The sequence below is a fragment of the Streptosporangium sp. G12 genome, from assembly GCF_052983175.1.
The window spans coordinates 232771-248775 of sequence record NZ_JBRIQO010000014.1; the positions used below are offsets into that span (position 1 = coordinate 232771).

The following is a 16005-nucleotide window of genomic DNA, read 5'->3' on the forward strand; positions in this document are numbered from 1 at the left end:
CGTTCGGGGGGCGTCCGAGTCTGGCGGTCCGCCGAGGTGATCCGGAACAATTCGACCTTGTGACCACTCCTTCCGCTCCCCCTCGCGAGACCCCTCCGCGCGACACCGCGACGGAAGGGCTGCTGCTCTGGCTGGCCTCCCGCCTGGGAATCGTCGTCCTGGTCGCCGTCGGCGCGCAGGCGCTGATGGAGGGGGACGCCGTACCGAAGCCGTTCCTGGAGCGCTGGCGCAACTGGGACGCGAACCTCCTCATCACCATCGCCGAGCACGGCTACGACGGCGTCCCGGGCAGCGAGCCCGACAGGGGGCTGCCCGCCTTCTTCCCCGGAATGCCGCTGATGCTCCGCGCGGTGCATCTCGTGATCGACGACTGGACGCTCGCCGGTCTGCTGATCTCCCTGGTGGCCGGTGCCGTCGCGATGGCGGCGCTCGCCAGGCTGGCCGAGTTCGAGGGGCCGGAGGGAACCGGCCGGCGCGCGGTGCTGGCGCTGCTGCTCTGGCCGATGGCGGTGTTCCTGTTCGCGGGCTACAGCGAGTCGCTCTTCCTGGCCTTCGCCGTCCCGGCCTGGCTCGCGGCGCGTCAGGGCCGCTGGCCGCTCGCCGCGGCCCTGGCGGCGGGCGCCTCCTGCGTGCGCATCACCGGCCTGTTCCTGGCCGTCGCGCTGATCGTGGAGTTCCTCGTCCGCAGGCAGCCCTTACGGCGGGTGGGGTGGCTGCTCCTCCCGTTCGTGCCGCCGGCGCTCTACTCCGCCTACCAGTACTCCCGCACGGGCGACTGGCTGGCCTGGAAGAGCGCGCAGGAGGCCGGCTGGGGGCGTCACATGGTCTGGCCCTGGGAGTCGCTGATCACGACCTTGAACGCGGCCGCGGGTGAGGGGCGAATGGCCTGGGCGTTCCGGATGGAGATCGCGGGGGCGATCGTCGGGGTCGGGCTCGTGCTGGTCCTGCTCTACCTGCGGAGGTGGAGCGAGTTCGTCTACGTGGGGCTCCAGGTGGGTGCCCTGCTGTGCTCCGCCTACTATCTGTCGGTCCCGCGCTCGGCGCTGCTGTGGTGGCCGCTCTTCATCCTCATCGCCAAGGCGAGCGGCGGGCCGGCGCCGTGGCGACGATGGATCATCATCTTCTACGCCCTGATCGTGGGCCCGTTGATGGCGCTCAATGTGTTGATCTTCGCCGACGGGGCGTGGGTGGGCTGAGCCGCGGGGGAAGACTCCCTACCCACTCTCCGGGAAAAGTAATCCCATGAAGTTATCCACAGGCTGTGGATCAATTCTCGTCCCGGAACCTCGCCCGAGCCTCCCTCGGAGCTTCTAGAGCTTCGTCCTGAGGAAGGCGATGTCCTCGGCCTGGCCGTCGAAGGGGGTCTCCACCACGATCGGGGCGTTCGCGCTCCGGCACACCCCCAGGATGAGCTCGGGATCGATCCGGCCCGCGCCGAGGCTCGCGTGCCGGTCGGCGCCGGAGTCGAAGGCGTCGCGCGAGTCGTTGCAGTGGATCAGGTCGATCCTGCCGGTGATCGCCATGACCCGCTCGACCACGTCCGCCAGGTCCTCGCCGCCCGCGTGGGCGTGGCAGGTGTCGAGGCAGAAGCCCACGTCGAAGCCGTCGAGCGCGTCCCACAGCCGGGCGACGCGCTCGAGCTTGCGCGCCATCGCGTTGCCGCCGCCCGCGGTGTTCTCGATGAGCACGGGGACCTCGTGCTCCTCCAGGCGCTCGAACACCTTGCGCCAGTTGTCGAAGCCCGTCTGCGGGTCGTCTCCGGCGCCGACGTGCCCGCCGTGGACGATCAGTCCCCGGGCGCCCAGCTCGGCCGCCGCCGCGAGGTGCGAGCTCAGCAGCTTGCGGCTGGGGATGCGCACCCGGTTGTTGGCGGTCGCCACGTTGATGACGTAGGGGGCGTGGACGTACACCTCCACGTCCGAGTCCTTGATCTCCCGCGTCTTCTCGCCGATGACCGGGGTCTTCCACCCCTTCGGGTCACCGAGGAAGAACTGCACGACCTCGGCGCCGCGCGCCCTGGCATGCGCCAGCGGGTCGTCCTGGTCGACATGAGCTCCGATAAGCGGCATGTATCCGAGAGTAGCCGTTTCAACGCCGAGGGCATGGGCAGTCGCAGGTCGCGCCCCACCGCCCGCCCCCACGGGCCAACCCCAAGGAGTTCCAAGTGGCTGCTCGCTATCGCAGAGGGATCAGTCTCATCGGCCTCATCTACATCCTGATCGGCATCTACGTCGCCTGGGTGTACGAGTACATCACCCCCGCACTCCTGAAGGACATCGCCGAGGCACTGCTCGCGGTCTTCCTGTGGTTCCTCATCCTGCTGGGCGTGGACCTGCGCCTGGCCGGCTAGCCGTTCCCCGCCCGCGTGCCGCTCGGCGGCCCGGCCCGCATGGCCTGGCCTCCGGCCCGGCCCTCGCCGGTGTGGCCCTCGTCAGGTTCGGGACCCTACGGGAGGAAACCCCCGTTGCGGATGCCGAAGGCCACACCGACGAACGAGGCCACGATGCCCACGATGTTCAGCGCGCGCTCCGGCGTCGTCGCGGAGACGTACTGGGAGTAGAGGCCGCCGAAGAACCCCAGCACCCCCAGGAACGACGCGACGGAGTGCGCCGCGGGGAAGAACCCGGCCACGAAGGCGATCAGCCCGCAGAGGATCGTGCAGACGCTCAGCGCGTTCTCCAGTGGGTGGCGCCGCCCGTCGCTGTTCAGCCTGAACCGGGAACGCCCGCTCCGGCCGTGCCCGGACACCTGCGGCATCCTCCCCGCCCCCTTTCCCGGTGAGGACGTGTCTCACCAGGACGTACCCGTTTCCCCTGATGGGGACGTGCCCGGCGAGGTGACGGCCCAACCCTTGCCGGACTGGTAGGCTGGCACGGCTACGTCGAATGGGTGTGTCATGGCCCACCCTCCACCCCGAGCGCCGAAATGGGAGCCCGAGGTGAAGTACGTCAGCGTCCTCCTGTCACGGCACGGTGTCGTGACCGCAAGAGTCCAGAGGAGGTTGGAAGTCAGCATGCGCCGTTACGAAGTGATGGTCATTCTTGACCCCTCGCTCGATGAGCGTACGGTCGCCCCTTCCCTCGACCAGTTCCTCACGGTCGTCCGCAACGACGGCGGCACCGTGGAGAAGGTCGACGTGTGGGGTCGCCGCAGGCTGTCCTACGACATCGCGAAGAAGCCCGAGGGCATCTACGCCGTCATCGACCTGAGCGCCGAGCCCGCCACGGTCAAGGAGCTCGACCGGCAGATGAACCTCAACGAGGGAATCCTGCGCACCAAGGTCCTGCGCCCGGACGTGCACTAATCTCCGGCATTTTGTCGGGCGGCAGCCGTACTCTGAGCCGATAACCAGCGAAGGCCGCAGGAAGGGCAGCGCTAGCCATGGCAGCAGGCGACACCACGATCACCATCGTCGGCAACCTCGTCGACGATCCGGAGCTGCGCTTCACCCCTACGGGGCAAGCGGTGGCCCGGTTTCGCATCGCGTCCACTCCGAGGTTCCTCGACAAGACGACCAACGAGTGGAAAGACGGCGAAGGCCTGTTCCTGACCTGCAACGTGTGGCGGCAGGCGGCGGAGAACGCCGCCGAGAGCCTCCAGCGCGGCATGCGGGTCATCGTTCAGGGACGGCTCCGCCAGAGGTCTTACGAGACCAAGGAAGGCGAGAAGCGCACCGTTTACGAGGTTGAGGTCGACGAGGTCGGCCCCTCCCTGAGAAACGCGACCGCCAAGGTCAACAAGACCGCCCGTCAGGGCGGTGGCGGCGGTGGCGGCTTCGGCGGCGGCCCCGCCAACGACCCGTGGGCCTCCGCGGCGCCGGCCGCACCGCAAGGTGGCGGCTTCTCCGGCGGCGGCGGCAACAACTACGGGGGCGGCGGCGGTCAGCAGCAGCAGGGTGGCGGCGGCTTCGGCGGCGGCGACTTCAGCGACGAACCGCCTTTCTAGGGAGCTCCTGCGGGACGGCCGCGACCGCGTCCCGAAATCCCAGTCCATATCCGCAGCGACCATTCCCGCCTGACGGCGGGGCTCTGAAAGGAGCACCACGATGGCCAAGCCGGCACTGCGCAAGCCTAAGAAGAAGGTTTGCCTGTTCTGCCACGACAAGATCTCCTACGTCGACTACAAGGACACGGCGCTGCTTCGGAAGTTCATCTCCGACCGCGGCAAGATCCGTGCCCGCCGGGTGACGGGCAACTGCACCCAGCACCAGCGTGACGTGGCGACCGCTATCAAGAACGCTCGTGAGATGGCGCTCCTGCCGTACATGAGCACCGCGCGCTAAGGAGGTCCGGACAGATGAAGCTCATTCTCACCAGTGAGGTCACCGGCCTCGGCGCCCCTGGCGACATCGTCGAGGTCAAGAGCGGTTACGGCCGCAACTACCTGCTTCCCCGCGGTTTCGCGATCCTCTGGACGCGTGGCGGCGAGAAGCAGATCTCCTCGATCAAGAAGGCCCGTGACGCTCGCGAGATTCGCGACCTTGGCACCGCCAAGGAAGTCGCCGGCCAGCTGCAGGCCCTGAAGGTGGTCCTGAAGACGAAGGCCGGCGAGTCCGGCCGTCTCTTCGGCTCCATCACCACGGGTGACGTCGCCGAGGCCGTCAAGGCCGCCGGCGGCCCCCTGCTCGACCGCCGTCGCATCGAGATCGCCTCCGCGATCAAGAGCCTCGGTTCCCACCGGGTCAGCGTCAAGCTGCACCCGGAGGTCTCCGCGTCCCTCGATGTCGAGGTCGTCGCGGCCTGACAGGCCCCGTGTGACAAGGGCCCCTCCCCGTTCGCGGGGAGGGGCCCTTGTCCTTTCCCGGTCCTCCCTCCGGCTCGGAAAACCGGTGGAGACCGCCTTTGCCGGTCCTCACACGGGCCCGGAAGGCCGGTGAAAACCCTCTTTTCCGCCGGGAAATTTCACATTTTGATATCCCGTTACTCCAGGTCACTGCTAGTACATACAATTCGGGAACCGTTGCTTCGCCCTGGAGGTTTCGCCATGGTCCGTCCCTCGACGCTGTTCGCGCTCGGTGCCCTCGCGGCGACCACGGTGGCCTGTGCGCCGGCCTCGGAAACGACGACCCAGGCGAGCCCCGCGTCCTCGGGCTCCTCGGGCTCCTCCACGGCTTCCAGCGCCTGCGCCAAGGGCAGCCCCGCGCTGAAGACCCCCGGCAAGCTGACCATCGGCACCGACAAGCCCGCGTACGAGCCGTGGTTCAGCGACGACGACCCGGCCAACGGCAAGGGCTTCGAGAGCGCGGTCGCCTACGCCGTCGCGGACCGGCTGGGTTTCGCCAAGGGTGACGTCACCTGGGCGACGGTGAAGTTCGACTCCGCGTTCGCGCCGGGTGCCAAGCAGTTCGACTTCGACGTCAACCAGGTCTCGGTGACTCCCGACCGGGCCAAGGTCGTCGACTTCAGCAAGGGTTACTACACGGTCAAGCAGGCCGTGGTCGCGCTGGACGGTTCCAAGGTCGCCTCCGCCACGGACCTGGCGGGCCTGAAGGACGCCAAGATCGGCGTGCAGATCGGCACCACCTCGCTGCAGGCGGTCAAGGACGTCATCAAGCCGTCGTCCGAGATCAACGTCTACAACGAGCAGATCGACGCCGTCAACGCGCTGAAGAACAAGCAGGTCGACGCCGTGGTGGTCGACCTGCCCACCGCCTTCTACGTGACCGCGGCCCAGGTCGAGAACTCCAGGATCGTCGGTCAGTTCGGCACGGCCTCCGGGGAGCCCGAGGTCTTCGGCGCGGTCTTCGAGAAGGGAAGCCCGCTGGTGGGCTGCGTGAACGAGGCCATCGACGAGCTGACCGCCTCCGGTGAGCTGGCGAAGATCGAGACCGAGTGGCTCGGCTCCGCCGCGGGCGCACCGGAGCTGAAGTGACCCTGGAGTTCCCTCCGACGTCGCTCATGCTCATGCCCGTGTTGATGTCCAAAGCCGGAACCACGGCCGGGGCCGAGGGTTCGCCGCGGGCGCGGAGCGCGTACGGTCCGCGTCGCGGCGGCGCTCGATGAGGAACGACGAGCGCCCGGGGGGTCCCACCGGCTGGGCGAAGAGCGAGCGGCAGCTGGAGCGGGAGCGGCTCCGCAGGAGGTCGTCGATCCGTTCGGGCTCCGTCGCGACGGTCTCGACGATCCTCGTGATCGTCCTGCTGCTCTGGCTCTTCACCGCCTCGCCCGGCTGGCCCCGGGTGCGGGAGACGTTCTTCGACCTCGACCAGTTCACCGGGGCGCTGCCGGACGTGCTGAGCGGGTTCCTGCTCAACATCAAGATCTTTCTGATCGCCGAGCCGCTGATCCTCGTGGTGGGAATGCTCGTCGCGCTGGCCCGCAACCTCACGGCGGCGGTGTTCTTCCCGCTGCGCGCTCTCGCGGTGATCTACACCGACGTCTTCCGTGGCGTGCCCACGATCCTCGTCATCTATCTCGTCGGCTTCGGCCTGCCCGCACTCGGCCTGCAGGGCACACCGACGGACCTCGCGACGCTGGGCATCATCGCGCTCACCCTCTCGTACGGCGCGTACGTGGCGGAGGTCTTCCGGGCCGGCATCGAGTCGGTGCACCCCAGCCAGCGGGCCGCCGCCCGGTCCCTCGGGCTGAGTCACGGCCAGACCATGCGTCACGTGGTGGTGCCGCAGGCCGTGCGCCGGGTGGTGCCGCCGCTGCTCAACGACTTCGTCTCGCTGCAGAAGGACACCGCGCTCGTCGCCACGATCGGTCCCCTGGAGGCGCTGCGGCAGGCGCAGATCCACGTCGCCAGCACCTTCAACTACACCCCCTACCTGGCGGCGGCGCTGCTGTTCATCCTGCTCACCATCCCCATGGCCCGCTTCACCGACTACCTGGCGGCCCGCTCGCAGCGGCGGCGGGGCCAGTGAGCGGGCGGACCGGGGCGTACGGCGGCAGCGTCCCACCGCCCGGTGGGACGGCCGCGGCACGGGAGGAGAGGGCATGAGCCTGCTGGCCATCGAGGGCCTGTGGAAGAACTACCGAGGCCACAGCGTGCTGCGCGGGATCGACCTGGAGGTCGAGCCGCACGAGGTGGTCTGCCTGATCGGCGCCTCCGGCTCCGGCAAGTCCACCCTGCTGCGCTGCGTCAACCTGCTGGAGACCGCCGACGACGGCACGATCACCCTGGACGGTGAGGAGATCACCGATGCCGGGACCGATCCCGACGACGTGCGCAAGCGCATCGGCATCGTGTTCCAGGCGTTCAACCTGTTCCCGCACATGAGCGTGCTGGACAACATCACGCTGGCGCCGCGCAAGGTGCACAAGGCGGGCAGGAGGCAGGCCGAGTCGCAGGCTCGCGACCTGCTGGCCAGGTTCGGCCTGGCGGACAAGGCGGACGCCTACCCCGACCAGCTCTCCGGCGGCCAGCAGCAGCGTGCCGCGATCATCAGGGCCCTGGCCACCCGGCCTCGCCTGATGCTGCTGGACGAGGTCACCTCGGCCCTGGACCCGGCGCTGGTCAAGGAGGTGCTCGGGATCATCCGGGAGCTCAAGGAGGGGGGCATGACCATGGTCCTGACCACCCACGAGATGGGTTTCTGCCGCGAGATCGCCGACACCGTCTGCTTCCTCGACGGCGGCGTGCTCCTGGAACGAGGCACCCCCGAGCAGATCTTCACCGATCCTCGTGAACCCCGTACCAGGGAGTTCGTGCAGAGTGTGATCGACGCCCGGCGCCTCTGACCTCTTCCCGCTCCCGGGTTCCCGGGCCTGCCGAGGCCTCGGCGGACGGGTCTCAGCGGCGGTGCCTGCCGCGGGGCCCGGCGGCGGATCCGGGACCGGGACCGCCTGGAGGGCCTGGAGGGCCGAACGGCGGGCCGGGTGGACCAGGCGGGCCGGGTGGACCAGGCGGGCCGGGTGGTCCGGGTGGTCCGGGTGGGCCCGTCCGTCCGTCCCCGGGGCCGTACTGGTAGCGCCCCGGGGCAGGGCGTACGGGAGTCTCGGGGAGAGGCCGCGCCGCCGTGGCGAGCACGCTGTTGCGCCTTCCGTACACCAGGTAGACCAGCACGCCGAAGGCCATCCAGATGATGAAGTACAGCCAGGTGATGAGCTGCAGGTTCACCATGAGCCACAGGCAGGCGAGGATCGAGGCGATCGGCACGCCGGGAGAGAGCGGGGTGCGGAAGCCCCGGGGCAGGTCCGGCATCGTCTGCCGCATCCTGACCACCCCGCCGGCCACGACGATGAACACGAACAGGGCCCCGATCACGACCAGCGGTTCGAGCGTCAGCACGTCCACGAACTCGGCCAGCAGGATCGCGAGGAATCCGATGATCACCGTGACCCTCGTCGGGCTGCGGTAGCTACGGTTGATCTTGGAGAGCGAGCGGGGGATCAGCCCGTCGCGCGCCATGGAGAACAGCACGCGGGTCAGGCCGACGAACAGCACCAGGACGACGGTGGTGAGGCCGAGCACCGCCCCGATGTTGATGACGTGCACCATGAAGCCCTCGCCCGCCTCGCGGAAGGCGCTGGCGAGCGGGGCATCCGTGGAGATCTTGTCATACGGGGTCATCCCGACCATGATCACCGCGACCGCGATGTAGATGACCGTGGTGAGCACCAGCCCACGGATGATGCCCTTCGGGATCGACCGCGGGGCGTCCTCGGACTCCTCGGCGGCGGTGGCCACGACGTCGAAGCCGATGTACGCGAAGGTGATGGCCGCCGAGGAGGCGAAGATGCCGAACCAGCCGAACGTGCCCGTCTGGCCGAGGAGGAGGCCGAGCAGCGGGGAGTGCAGGGCTTCCTCGGCCCTCCCCGCGGGCACCGCCGGCACCGGGATGGCCGCGAGGTTGCGCTGGTCGAAGTGGAGGGCTCCGACCACGATGACCGCGCCGATGGCCAGCAGCTTGGCGACCACGATGACCCACAGGGTGCGCAGTCCGACGCGGGCGCCCAGGGCCACCACGGCGGTGAGGATCGCCAGGATGAACAGCGTGAACAGGTCGAAACCCGTGGTCTGGCCGACCATGCCCGCGATCACCTCGGGAAGGCGTACTCCGAGGTCGGTGAGCATCTGGGCGGCGTAGAGCGACCAGGCGCGGGCCACCGCCGCCGTGGCCAGCAGGAGTTCCAGGACCAGCGCCCAGCCCACGACCCAGGCCCAGACCTCGCCGAAGATGACGTAGGCGAAGGTATAGGCGCTTCCCGAGCTCGGCATGGCGGAGGACAGCTCGGCGAAGCAGAAGGCCACGAGCAGGCTGGTGATCCCCGCGATCATGAAAGAGAGGATCACGCCCGGTCCGGCCATGTTCGCGGCCTGGCGGCCGGCGAGGCCGAAGATGCCCGCGCCGATCATGACCCCGACACCGAGGACGATGAGGTCCGCCCCGCGATAGGCCGTGGGAAGGCCGTGGCGCGCACCGGTCAACCGGCCTGTGGCATGGTCCGGCGGCATGCGGCGAACGATCGACGAAGAAGGACCTTCGGGCACGACGCGACCAATCGTGGTGGGCTGATAACCCTATATTGTGGGACTCGTTTCACAGTGCCGCAGGGGTGTTCCACCGGACAAGGGTTATCCGGTCACGTCGTGGACACCACAGTGTCACGCCTGGATCACCTGCCCGGCGGACACCGTCCGTCACGGGCGAACCGCCTGCTGCCTGCCGCCCGCCGTCTCGCCGCCCTGGCGTCCATCCGGCCGCTTCGGCCGGTTCAGTCGCTTCAGCCGCCGACCACCAGCCACGCCCTGCCGTACGCCCGCGTCGACAGGGTGACCAGCCGGGCCGTCATCCACAGCCCGAGCGCCAGCCAGAGCGCCACCAGGCCGCCGCCCCGCAGGTCCACCAGGAACGCGGCGGGCAGGTAGGCGATCGTCGTCCACACCCCCGCCCAGGCGAGGTAGCGCCGGTCTCCGGCCCCGATCAGCACGCCGTCCAGCACGAACACCACCCCGGCGACGGGCTGCAGGGCGGCCACCACCCAGAGCAGGTCGAGCAACTCCGCGGCGACGACGGGACCTGCGTTGAACAGCGCGGGCACGAACGGCCTGGCCAGCACTATGAGGAGGCCGAGCAGCACGCCCGAGCCGACCCCCCAGACGACCATCCTCCCGGTCGCGCCGCGAGCTCCCGCCACGTCGCCGGCGCCCAGCGCGCGGCCGGTGATCGCCTGCCCGGCGATGGCGATCGCGTCCAGGGCGAACGCCATCAGGGTCCAGATCCTGATGGCGACGGTGTGCGCCTCGATCTGCTGCTCTCCCATGCGGGTGGCCGCGGCCGTCGCGACGGCCAGTACCAGTTGAAGGCACGCCGTACGGATGATCAGAGCGATTCCGGCCGAGCCCGCAGCCCGCACACCCGCCAGGTCGGGGCGGAACGGCGCGCGGTACCGGACGAGGATCAGCAGGAGATAGACGGCGGCGGCGAGCGACTGGGCCAGCACGGTGCCCCAGGCCGAGCCCGCGATCCCCCAGCCCAGTCCCAGGACGAACACGATGTTGAGCACGGCGTTCAGCGCGAAGGCCCCCACCGCCACCACCAGCGGGGTGGCGGTGTCCTGCATGCCGCGCAGCACGCCCGTGCCCGCGAGCACCAGCAGCATGGCGGGGACGCCCAGCAGGCTGATCCGCAGGTAGGTCACCGCCTGCCGGGCGAGCTCGCCCTCGGCGCCGATCAGGTGAACCAGCGAGGGGGCCAGCGGCCAGACGACCACGATGATCGCCACTCCCACCCCGGCGGCCAGCCAGAGGCCGTCCACCCCCTGCCGAAGCGCCCGCCCGGTCTCGCCCGCCCCGATCTGCCGTGCCACCGCCGCGGTCGTGCCGTACGCCAGGAACACGCACAGTCCCACCAGGAAGCTCAGCACCGTGCTCGCCACTCCCAGGGCGCCGAGCGCGGGGGCGGGCAGGCGGCCGACGACGACGGTGTCGGTCAGCAGGAACAGCGGTTCGGCCACCAGGGCGCCGAACGCGGGCAGCGCCAGCCGCAGGATCTGCCGGTCGTGGTCGCGACCGGACCGACCGGATCCGCCCGATCCGCCGGCCCGATCTAATCCGCCGGATCGGTCGGCTCGGCCGGCTCGGGGCCGTTCGGATCGGCCGGATCGAGGAGTAAGAGGCACTCGTCCATTGTGCCTCTTACCGCAGGATGGATCTTCAGTGGGATGAACCCGTCAGGGCATGTCATCTGGGGCGACTTTCGGCGTGTCGTGCCAACTTTCTTTTCTCCACAGGCAGTGGATGACGTTTTTGCTGGTCAGAGTGTTATCCACAGCTGTGGACAAGAGTTATCCACAGAACTGTCCCCAGGGTGCCCACACCTCTGGGGAAGAAGTGCACAGCTTATCCACACCCCTGTCGACAGGCCGCGTTGCCAGCCGGGCGTGAAGCCGCGAAACTGTCACACCGATCGGCTACAAATAGAGATAACGTAACTGTGTTCGAAAGAGGGGGTGTGTGGTGAGCATCGCGGAGCCGCCGGTCTTCGAGCCGAGATTCGAGCGCACCCCACCGAACAACATCGAGGCCGAGCAGTCGGTCCTGGGCGGCATGCTGCTGTCCAAGGACGCCATCGCCGACGTGGTCGAGATCCTGCGGTCCGACGACTTCTACCGTCCGGCCCACCAGATCATCTACGACATCATCACCGACCTCTACGGTCGGGGCGACCCCGCCGACGCCGTCACCATCCTCGACGAGCTGCAGAAGCGGGGCGAGGTCGCCAGGATCGGCGGCGGCGCCTATCTTCACACGCTGACCGCCGTCGTCCCGACCGCAGCCAACGCCGGTTACTACGCGAGGATCGTCCGAGAGCAGGCCATCCTCCGCCGCCTGATCGAGGCCGGCACCCGCATCGTCTCCTACGGTTACGGCGGTCAGGACGAGGAGGTCGACGACCTCGTCGACCGTGCCCAGGCGGAGATCTACAAGGTCACCGAGCGCCGCACCTCCGAGGACTACATCCCGCTGGCCGACATCATGCCGGGGGCCCTCGACGAGTTGGAGGCCATCGGCGGCCGAAGCGGCCAGATGGTCGGAGTCCCCACCGGCTTCCAGGACCTCGACTCCCTCACCAACGGCCTGCACCCCGGCCAGATGATCGTCGTGGCCGCCCGTCCCGCCATCGGCAAGTCGACTTTGGGGCTGGATTTCGCGAGATCTGCCGCTATCAAGCACGGCATGACGACCGTGGTGTTCTCGCTGGAAATGTCGCGTAATGAGATCACGATGCGTCTGCTGTCGGCCGAGGCGCGGGTGGCGTTGCACGCCATGCGATCGGGCACGATGACCGACGACGACTGGGCCAAGCTGGCCCGGCGGATGGGCGAGGTGGCCGAGGCCCCGCTGTTCATCGACGACTCGCCCAACATGTCGATGATGGAGATCAGGGCCAAGTGTCGCCGTCTCAAGCAGCGCAACGACCTGCGGTTCGTCATCATCGACTACCTGCAGCTGATGTCCTCGCCGAAGAAGACCGAGAGCCGTCAGAACGAGGTCTCCGAGATCTCCCGGGCCATCAAGCTCCTCGCCAAGGAGCTGGAGGTCCCGGTGATCGCGATCTCCCAGCTCAACCGTGGCCCGGAGCAGCGGACGGACAAGAGGCCCATGGTCAGCGACCTGCGCGAGTCCGGAAGCATCGAGCAGGACGCGGACATGGTCATCCTTCTCCACCGGGAGGACGCCTACGAGCGCGAGTCGCCCAGGGCGGGCGAGGCCGACCTGATCGTGGCCAAGCACCGTAACGGTCCCACCGCCACGGTCACCGTGGCCTTCCAGGGCCACTACAGCCGTTTCGTCGACATGGCCCCTCACTAGACCTGGTGTAGGATCCGCGATTCGATGCGCACTGTCTCTGCTTAATGCGCAGTGGATGCGCAAATCCGCGTTTCCGTGCGCAGCATGCCTTAGATGTGACTGTCCGTTATTAAATTTTTTGCGGTTTGTGATGCGCGGCGCGTAGCTGCTACCTATGGTCCAGGTTGAACCGCGCCGAGTTTCGTAGAGCTTTGATGTACCCCGAGTTCGGTGGAGTCGGCTCGGTTGACTCTCATGCCGACCGGACGTTCGGATAGAGCATCTCGTACTCGATAGGGGTGAGCCAGCCGGCCGTGCGGACGGTTGTAGTCGAGCGGTACCCGTAGGTCGGCGCACCGCTGGCGCGGGTGAGCGGGCTGCGCCGCGGGAGGGCACAGGCCCCATGTCAACGGGGGGAGGCGCGGCCCGGTACCGGACAATGAGGGGAGACAGCGGCGGTGGCGGGCGCTCCGGCGGCCAGGAGGCGAGTGCGGCCATTGCGGCGAGGCCTGTACGTATGGCGTGGCTGCACATATGCGATTCCTTCACTCGGCGCCGGCCAGGTAGAACAGCTCTTCGACGGTGGTGTGCAGAACCCGCGCCAGTTTGAGCGCCAGCACGGTGGAGGGCACGAACTTGCCCGTCTCCACGGTGTTGATCGTCTTTCGCGTGACTCCCACCAGGTCGGCGAGCTGTTCCTGGGTCAGATCGTGCTGAGCCCGGGCCACCTTGATTCGATTACGCAGTGGATGATCGCCATCGACGCCGCGCATCATGCCTCCCGGTTGAGCCACAACCGAGCCGCGCCGTAGCTCACCAGCGCCGCCGCGACGGTGAATTTCGCCTGGGCGGCGGAGGCCGTCGTCAGGCTGAAGAAGTACGGGAGCTGGACGGCCAGCGCACCGCTCAGCGCGACGGCGGAGGCGTGGCGGTTGGCGCTTACCGTGCGCTCGTCCTCGACGACCACACCCATGCGCTTCAACGTCACCTTCGCCCACAGCGCCACGGCCAGCGCCGGGACGGCCAGCAGGAATGACAACAGGTAGACCAGCTCCAGCCCCTGTGGCCAACCGTCACCTCGCTGGGCATCGTTGACGCCCGCGGCGACGAGGTTCACCGCGGCGGCGACTCCCCAGGCGAACAACGCGCCGTCGAACAGCCGGCTTCGCCGGGCGCGGCCGGGACTGATCGGTGGCGAGGTCATGATCACTCCATTCAAGTAACGTATACTACTCACTAAGAATCTTAAACTACTCAAAACATAACCTGCAAGTCGCTTTTTCTTGCGCCATGGGGGAGAGGCCGTCTGGAGCGTGAGACGGAGTGAAGACACACGAAGGGACGGCCGCCTCGCTCCGGCGGGCCGATGACGAGATCCATGCCGGTAGGCATGAGTGTCGAGTCGACAGCGCAGAAGTTCGCCGAAGCGGGAAGCCGGGTGGGCCGAGCGGCTTCAGGCAGCCCGGTCCCTGAAGGGCTCCTCCGGTGTACTGAGGCATCTTCCCGGCTTTCCCTTCCTCCTATTTCACAATATTGTGAAATAGCTTTATAATTGTGAAATTACTGACTTTGTGGAGGATGTGGTGGACATGGCGCGTGAGGCGGATCACCAGGAGGTGCTGGACTGGGTCGAGCGGGTGGCGATGTTCCTCACCGCCGACGGCCTGCCGCCGGTCGCGGGACGCGTTCTGGGCTGGCTGATGATCTGCGATCCGCCCGAGCAGTCGGCCGGGCAGATCAGCCAGGCGATCGGGGCCAGCCGCGCGGCCCTGACCACGAACATGCGGGTGCTGCTGACCATGGGGTTCGTCAGCCGACGCACCCGGCCCGGCGAGCGCACCGCCTACTACCGGGTGCAGGACGGCGCCTGGGAGAGGGTCGTGCGGCGCCAGATCGAAACCCTGGCCGCGTTTCGCGAGGTCGCCGGCGACGGCCTGGACCTTGTCGGCCCGGGATCGGCGCGGGCGGCGCGGATCCGCGAGGCACATCACATCTTCGACTGGATGGCGAAGGTGTTCGATGACGCACCGTCTCCCGCCCTCCCTAAGGAGAGCTGATATGACCGGGAAGGTCGTGGTGGTCGGCGGTGGCATCGGCGGCCTGGCCGCCGCCATCGGGTTGCGGCGTATCGGCTGGATGGCGACCGTACTGGAGCGCAGCCCCGAGCTCGGAGAGATCGGCGCCGGAATGTCCCAGTCGCCCAACGCCCTGCGTGCCCTGGCCGAACTCGGGGTCGCCGATCAGGCGCGGGCCGCCGGTACGCCGTTTCACGGCATCTTCAACCTGCGTACCCCCTCCGGCGGCCACATCGCCCGCGCGCTGCCCGGCACCGCCAGCCCGCTGCTCGGCTTTCACCGCGCCGACCTGCACCGGGTGCTCATGGACGCGGTGCCCGACGGGTGGGTGCGCACCGGTGCGCACGTGACCGCCGTCCGGCAGGACGCCGACCAGGTCACCGTCAGCTACGGCACCGAGGAACTGAGAGCCGACCTGGTCGTGGCCGCCGACGGAGTGCACAGTACGGTTCGGCATCTGCTGTGGCCCGAGGCACCCGGCCCGCGGTTTTGGGGCAACACGGTCTGGCGGGGCATCGCCCACGCCGACGGCGTCGACGCCGCCATGACCCTGGGCCGCGGCCAGTACTTCCTGGCCATGCCGGTCGGTCGCGGCCGGGTGTACTGGGCGCTGGGGGCTCGCGCCGACCGGCCTGGGTTGCGCCACGACGACGAGCTCGCCGAGGTGCGCCGCCGCGTCGGCCACTGGCACGACCCGATCCCTCGTCTGCTGGAGGCGACCGCGCCTGAGGCGGTCTTGCACCACGACATCACCGACCTGGACCCCCTGAGCGGCTACGTACGCGGAAGGGTGGTGCTGCTCGGCGACGCCGCCCACGCGATGCACCCCGACATGGCCCAGGGCGCCGCCCAATCGCTGGAGGACGCCGTCGTGCTCGCCGCCGCCCTCGCCGAGAGCGGCGACGACATCCCTGCGGCACTGGCCCGCTACGACGAGCAACGACGTCCCCGCACCCAGACCATCGTCAAACAGGCGCGTGCGAAGGGCCTGGGATCGACCTCGGGCAACGCCGTCGGCTACCACCTGCGGACGACGGTCCTGCGTCTGGTTCCCTCCTCGCGCTGGCCCGCGCTGGCCGCCCAAGCTCTCGCCCCGGTGTGGGAGTGGAGGCCGCCGCGGCTTCCCCTCTAGGGGATCGTGCCGGGCCGGAGCGGGGTGCCGCGGCCATATCCAGCCTGGATCGGGTCCAGG

At 68.7% G+C, this 16005-nt stretch carries 18 protein-coding genes; 12 read left to right on the plus strand and 6 right to left on the minus strand.

Annotated features, from left to right (window positions below):
- Positions 1–59: 59 nt before the first annotated feature.
- Positions 60–1196: a hypothetical protein gene (locus tag ACVCAG_RS22555; protein WP_447190235.1), complete on the plus strand. Its 1137-nt coding sequence runs from the start codon at positions 60–62 to the stop codon at positions 1194–1196.
- Between the two features lie 114 nt (positions 1197–1310).
- On the opposite strand, the gene ACVCAG_RS22560 is transcribed toward ACVCAG_RS22555, so the two are convergent.
- On the minus strand, positions 1311–2069 hold the full coding sequence (locus ACVCAG_RS22560) for a deoxyribonuclease IV (protein ID WP_447190236.1): 759 nt from the start codon (positions 2067–2069) through the stop codon (positions 1311–1313).
- 95 nt (positions 2070–2164) lie between these two features.
- Between ACVCAG_RS22560 and ACVCAG_RS22565 the strand changes: the two genes are divergently transcribed.
- On the plus strand, positions 2165–2350 hold the full coding sequence (locus ACVCAG_RS22565; RefSeq protein ID WP_344922769.1) for a hypothetical protein: 186 nt from the start codon (positions 2165–2167) through the stop codon (positions 2348–2350).
- A 95-nt stretch (positions 2351–2445) separates the two neighbouring features.
- Here ACVCAG_RS22565 and ACVCAG_RS22570 read toward each other — a convergent pair whose 3' ends face one another.
- On the minus strand, positions 2446–2757 hold the full coding sequence (locus ACVCAG_RS22570; protein ID WP_440085433.1) for a hypothetical protein: 312 nt from the start codon (positions 2755–2757) through the stop codon (positions 2446–2448).
- A 256-nt stretch (positions 2758–3013) separates the two neighbouring features.
- Here ACVCAG_RS22570 and rpsF point away from each other — a divergent pair, with 256 nt between their 5' ends.
- From rpsF to ACVCAG_RS22605, 7 genes are all read left to right on the plus strand, one after another.
- Positions 3014–3304, plus strand: coding sequence for a 30S ribosomal protein S6 (rpsF, locus tag ACVCAG_RS22575; protein WP_030919721.1), 291 nt, complete (start codon positions 3014–3016; stop codon positions 3302–3304).
- A 77-nt stretch (positions 3305–3381) separates the two neighbouring features.
- Positions 3382–3945 carry a single-stranded DNA-binding protein gene (locus ACVCAG_RS22580; protein ID WP_350968673.1) on the plus strand — a complete coding sequence of 188 codons (564 nt, stop codon included), beginning with the start codon at positions 3382–3384 and terminating at the stop codon, positions 3943–3945.
- A gap of 100 nt (positions 3946–4045) precedes the next feature.
- Entirely contained in the window at positions 4046–4282 is a 237-nt protein-coding gene (gene rpsR / locus ACVCAG_RS22585; RefSeq protein ID WP_012895699.1) for a 30S ribosomal protein S18, read from the plus strand.
- Positions 4283–4296: 14 nt separating this feature from the next.
- Positions 4297–4743: a 50S ribosomal protein L9 gene (rplI, locus tag ACVCAG_RS22590; protein WP_344744211.1), complete on the plus strand. Its 447-nt coding sequence runs from the start codon at positions 4297–4299 to the stop codon at positions 4741–4743.
- A 240-nt stretch (positions 4744–4983) separates the two neighbouring features.
- The gene (locus ACVCAG_RS22595) at positions 4984–5871 is read left to right on the plus strand and encodes a transporter substrate-binding domain-containing protein (RefSeq protein ID WP_440085434.1); all 888 of its coding nucleotides are present in this window, start codon (positions 4984–4986) and stop codon (positions 5869–5871) included.
- Positions 5872–5998: 127 nt separating this feature from the next.
- The gene (locus ACVCAG_RS22600; protein WP_440085435.1) at positions 5999–6865 is read left to right on the plus strand and encodes an ABC transporter permease subunit; all 867 of its coding nucleotides are present in this window, start codon (positions 5999–6001) and stop codon (positions 6863–6865) included.
- 73 nt (positions 6866–6938) lie between these two features.
- Positions 6939–7682, plus strand: a complete 744-nt coding sequence (locus ACVCAG_RS22605; RefSeq protein ID WP_440085436.1) for an ATP-binding cassette domain-containing protein — start codon at positions 6939–6941, stop codon at positions 7680–7682.
- A gap of 52 nt (positions 7683–7734) precedes the next feature.
- Here ACVCAG_RS22605 and ACVCAG_RS22610 read toward each other — a convergent pair whose 3' ends face one another.
- Both ACVCAG_RS22610 and ACVCAG_RS22615 read right to left on the minus strand, forming a co-directional pair.
- Positions 7735–9399 (minus strand): APC family permease, encoded by a 1665-nt coding sequence (locus ACVCAG_RS22610; protein WP_447190237.1) that lies wholly within the window; start codon positions 9397–9399, stop codon positions 7735–7737.
- A 269-nt stretch (positions 9400–9668) separates the two neighbouring features.
- Positions 9669–10937, minus strand: coding sequence for an MATE family efflux transporter (locus tag ACVCAG_RS22615; protein WP_447190247.1), 1269 nt, complete (start codon positions 10935–10937; stop codon positions 9669–9671).
- A 466-nt stretch (positions 10938–11403) separates the two neighbouring features.
- On the opposite strand from ACVCAG_RS22615, the gene dnaB reads away from it, so the two are divergent.
- Positions 11404–12759 (plus strand): replicative DNA helicase, encoded by a 1356-nt coding sequence (gene dnaB, locus ACVCAG_RS22620; RefSeq protein ID WP_344744206.1) that lies wholly within the window; start codon positions 11404–11406, stop codon positions 12757–12759.
- A gap of 524 nt (positions 12760–13283) precedes the next feature.
- Here the strand turns inward: dnaB and ACVCAG_RS22625 are convergent.
- Together ACVCAG_RS22625 and ACVCAG_RS22630 are read right to left on the minus strand one after the other, a co-directional pair.
- Positions 13284–13511: a helix-turn-helix transcriptional regulator gene (locus ACVCAG_RS22625; protein WP_447190238.1), complete on the minus strand. Its 228-nt coding sequence runs from the start codon at positions 13509–13511 to the stop codon at positions 13284–13286.
- The gene (locus tag ACVCAG_RS22630; protein WP_447190239.1) at positions 13511–13942 is read right to left on the minus strand and encodes a hypothetical protein; all 432 of its coding nucleotides are present in this window, start codon (positions 13940–13942) and stop codon (positions 13511–13513) included. The genes ACVCAG_RS22625 and ACVCAG_RS22630 overlap by 1 nt, the downstream gene beginning before the upstream one ends.
- Positions 13943–14327: 385 nt before the next feature.
- On the opposite strand from ACVCAG_RS22630, the gene ACVCAG_RS22635 reads away from it, so the two are divergent.
- Together ACVCAG_RS22635 and ACVCAG_RS22640 are read left to right on the plus strand one after the other, a co-directional pair.
- Positions 14328–14795 carry a GbsR/MarR family transcriptional regulator gene (locus ACVCAG_RS22635; RefSeq protein WP_440085440.1) on the plus strand — a complete coding sequence of 156 codons (468 nt, stop codon included), beginning with the start codon at positions 14328–14330 and terminating at the stop codon, positions 14793–14795.
- A 1-nt stretch (position 14796) separates the two neighbouring features.
- Positions 14797–15945, plus strand: a complete 1149-nt coding sequence (locus ACVCAG_RS22640; protein WP_440085441.1) for an FAD-dependent monooxygenase — start codon at positions 14797–14799, stop codon at positions 15943–15945.
- Positions 15946–16005 lie beyond the last annotated feature (60 nt).

Excerpts from the sequence above, each read along its gene's own strand:
- ACVCAG_RS22560 (WP_447190236.1), bottom strand. The coding sequence starts at position 2,069 with ATGCCGCTTATCGGAGCTCATGTCGACCAGGACGACCCGCTGGCGCAT.
- ACVCAG_RS22570 (WP_440085433.1), bottom strand. The coding sequence starts at position 2,757 with ATGCCGCAGGTGTCCGGGCACGGCCGGAGCGGGCGTTCCCGGTTCAGG.
- rpsF (WP_030919721.1), top strand. The coding sequence starts at position 3,014 with ATGCGCCGTTACGAAGTGATGGTCATTCTTGACCCCTCGCTCGATGAG.
- ACVCAG_RS22580 (WP_350968673.1), top strand. The coding sequence starts at position 3,382 with ATGGCAGCAGGCGACACCACGATCACCATCGTCGGCAACCTCGTCGAC.
- rpsR (WP_012895699.1), top strand. The coding sequence starts at position 4,046 with ATGGCCAAGCCGGCACTGCGCAAGCCTAAGAAGAAGGTTTGCCTGTTC.
- rplI (WP_344744211.1), top strand. The coding sequence starts at position 4,297 with ATGAAGCTCATTCTCACCAGTGAGGTCACCGGCCTCGGCGCCCCTGGC.
- ACVCAG_RS22595 (WP_440085434.1), top strand. The coding sequence starts at position 4,984 with ATGGTCCGTCCCTCGACGCTGTTCGCGCTCGGTGCCCTCGCGGCGACC.
- ACVCAG_RS22600 (WP_440085435.1), top strand. The coding sequence starts at position 5,999 with ATGAGGAACGACGAGCGCCCGGGGGGTCCCACCGGCTGGGCGAAGAGC.
- ACVCAG_RS22605 (WP_440085436.1), top strand. The coding sequence starts at position 6,939 with ATGAGCCTGCTGGCCATCGAGGGCCTGTGGAAGAACTACCGAGGCCAC.
- ACVCAG_RS22610 (WP_447190237.1), bottom strand. The coding sequence starts at position 9,399 with ATGCCGCCGGACCATGCCACAGGCCGGTTGACCGGTGCGCGCCACGGC.
- ACVCAG_RS22625 (WP_447190238.1), bottom strand. The coding sequence starts at position 13,511 with ATGCGCGGCGTCGATGGCGATCATCCACTGCGTAATCGAATCAAGGTG.
- ACVCAG_RS22630 (WP_447190239.1), bottom strand. The coding sequence starts at position 13,942 with ATGACCTCGCCACCGATCAGTCCCGGCCGCGCCCGGCGAAGCCGGCTG.
- ACVCAG_RS22635 (WP_440085440.1), top strand. The coding sequence starts at position 14,328 with ATGGCGCGTGAGGCGGATCACCAGGAGGTGCTGGACTGGGTCGAGCGG.
- ACVCAG_RS22640 (WP_440085441.1), top strand. The coding sequence starts at position 14,797 with ATGACCGGGAAGGTCGTGGTGGTCGGCGGTGGCATCGGCGGCCTGGCC.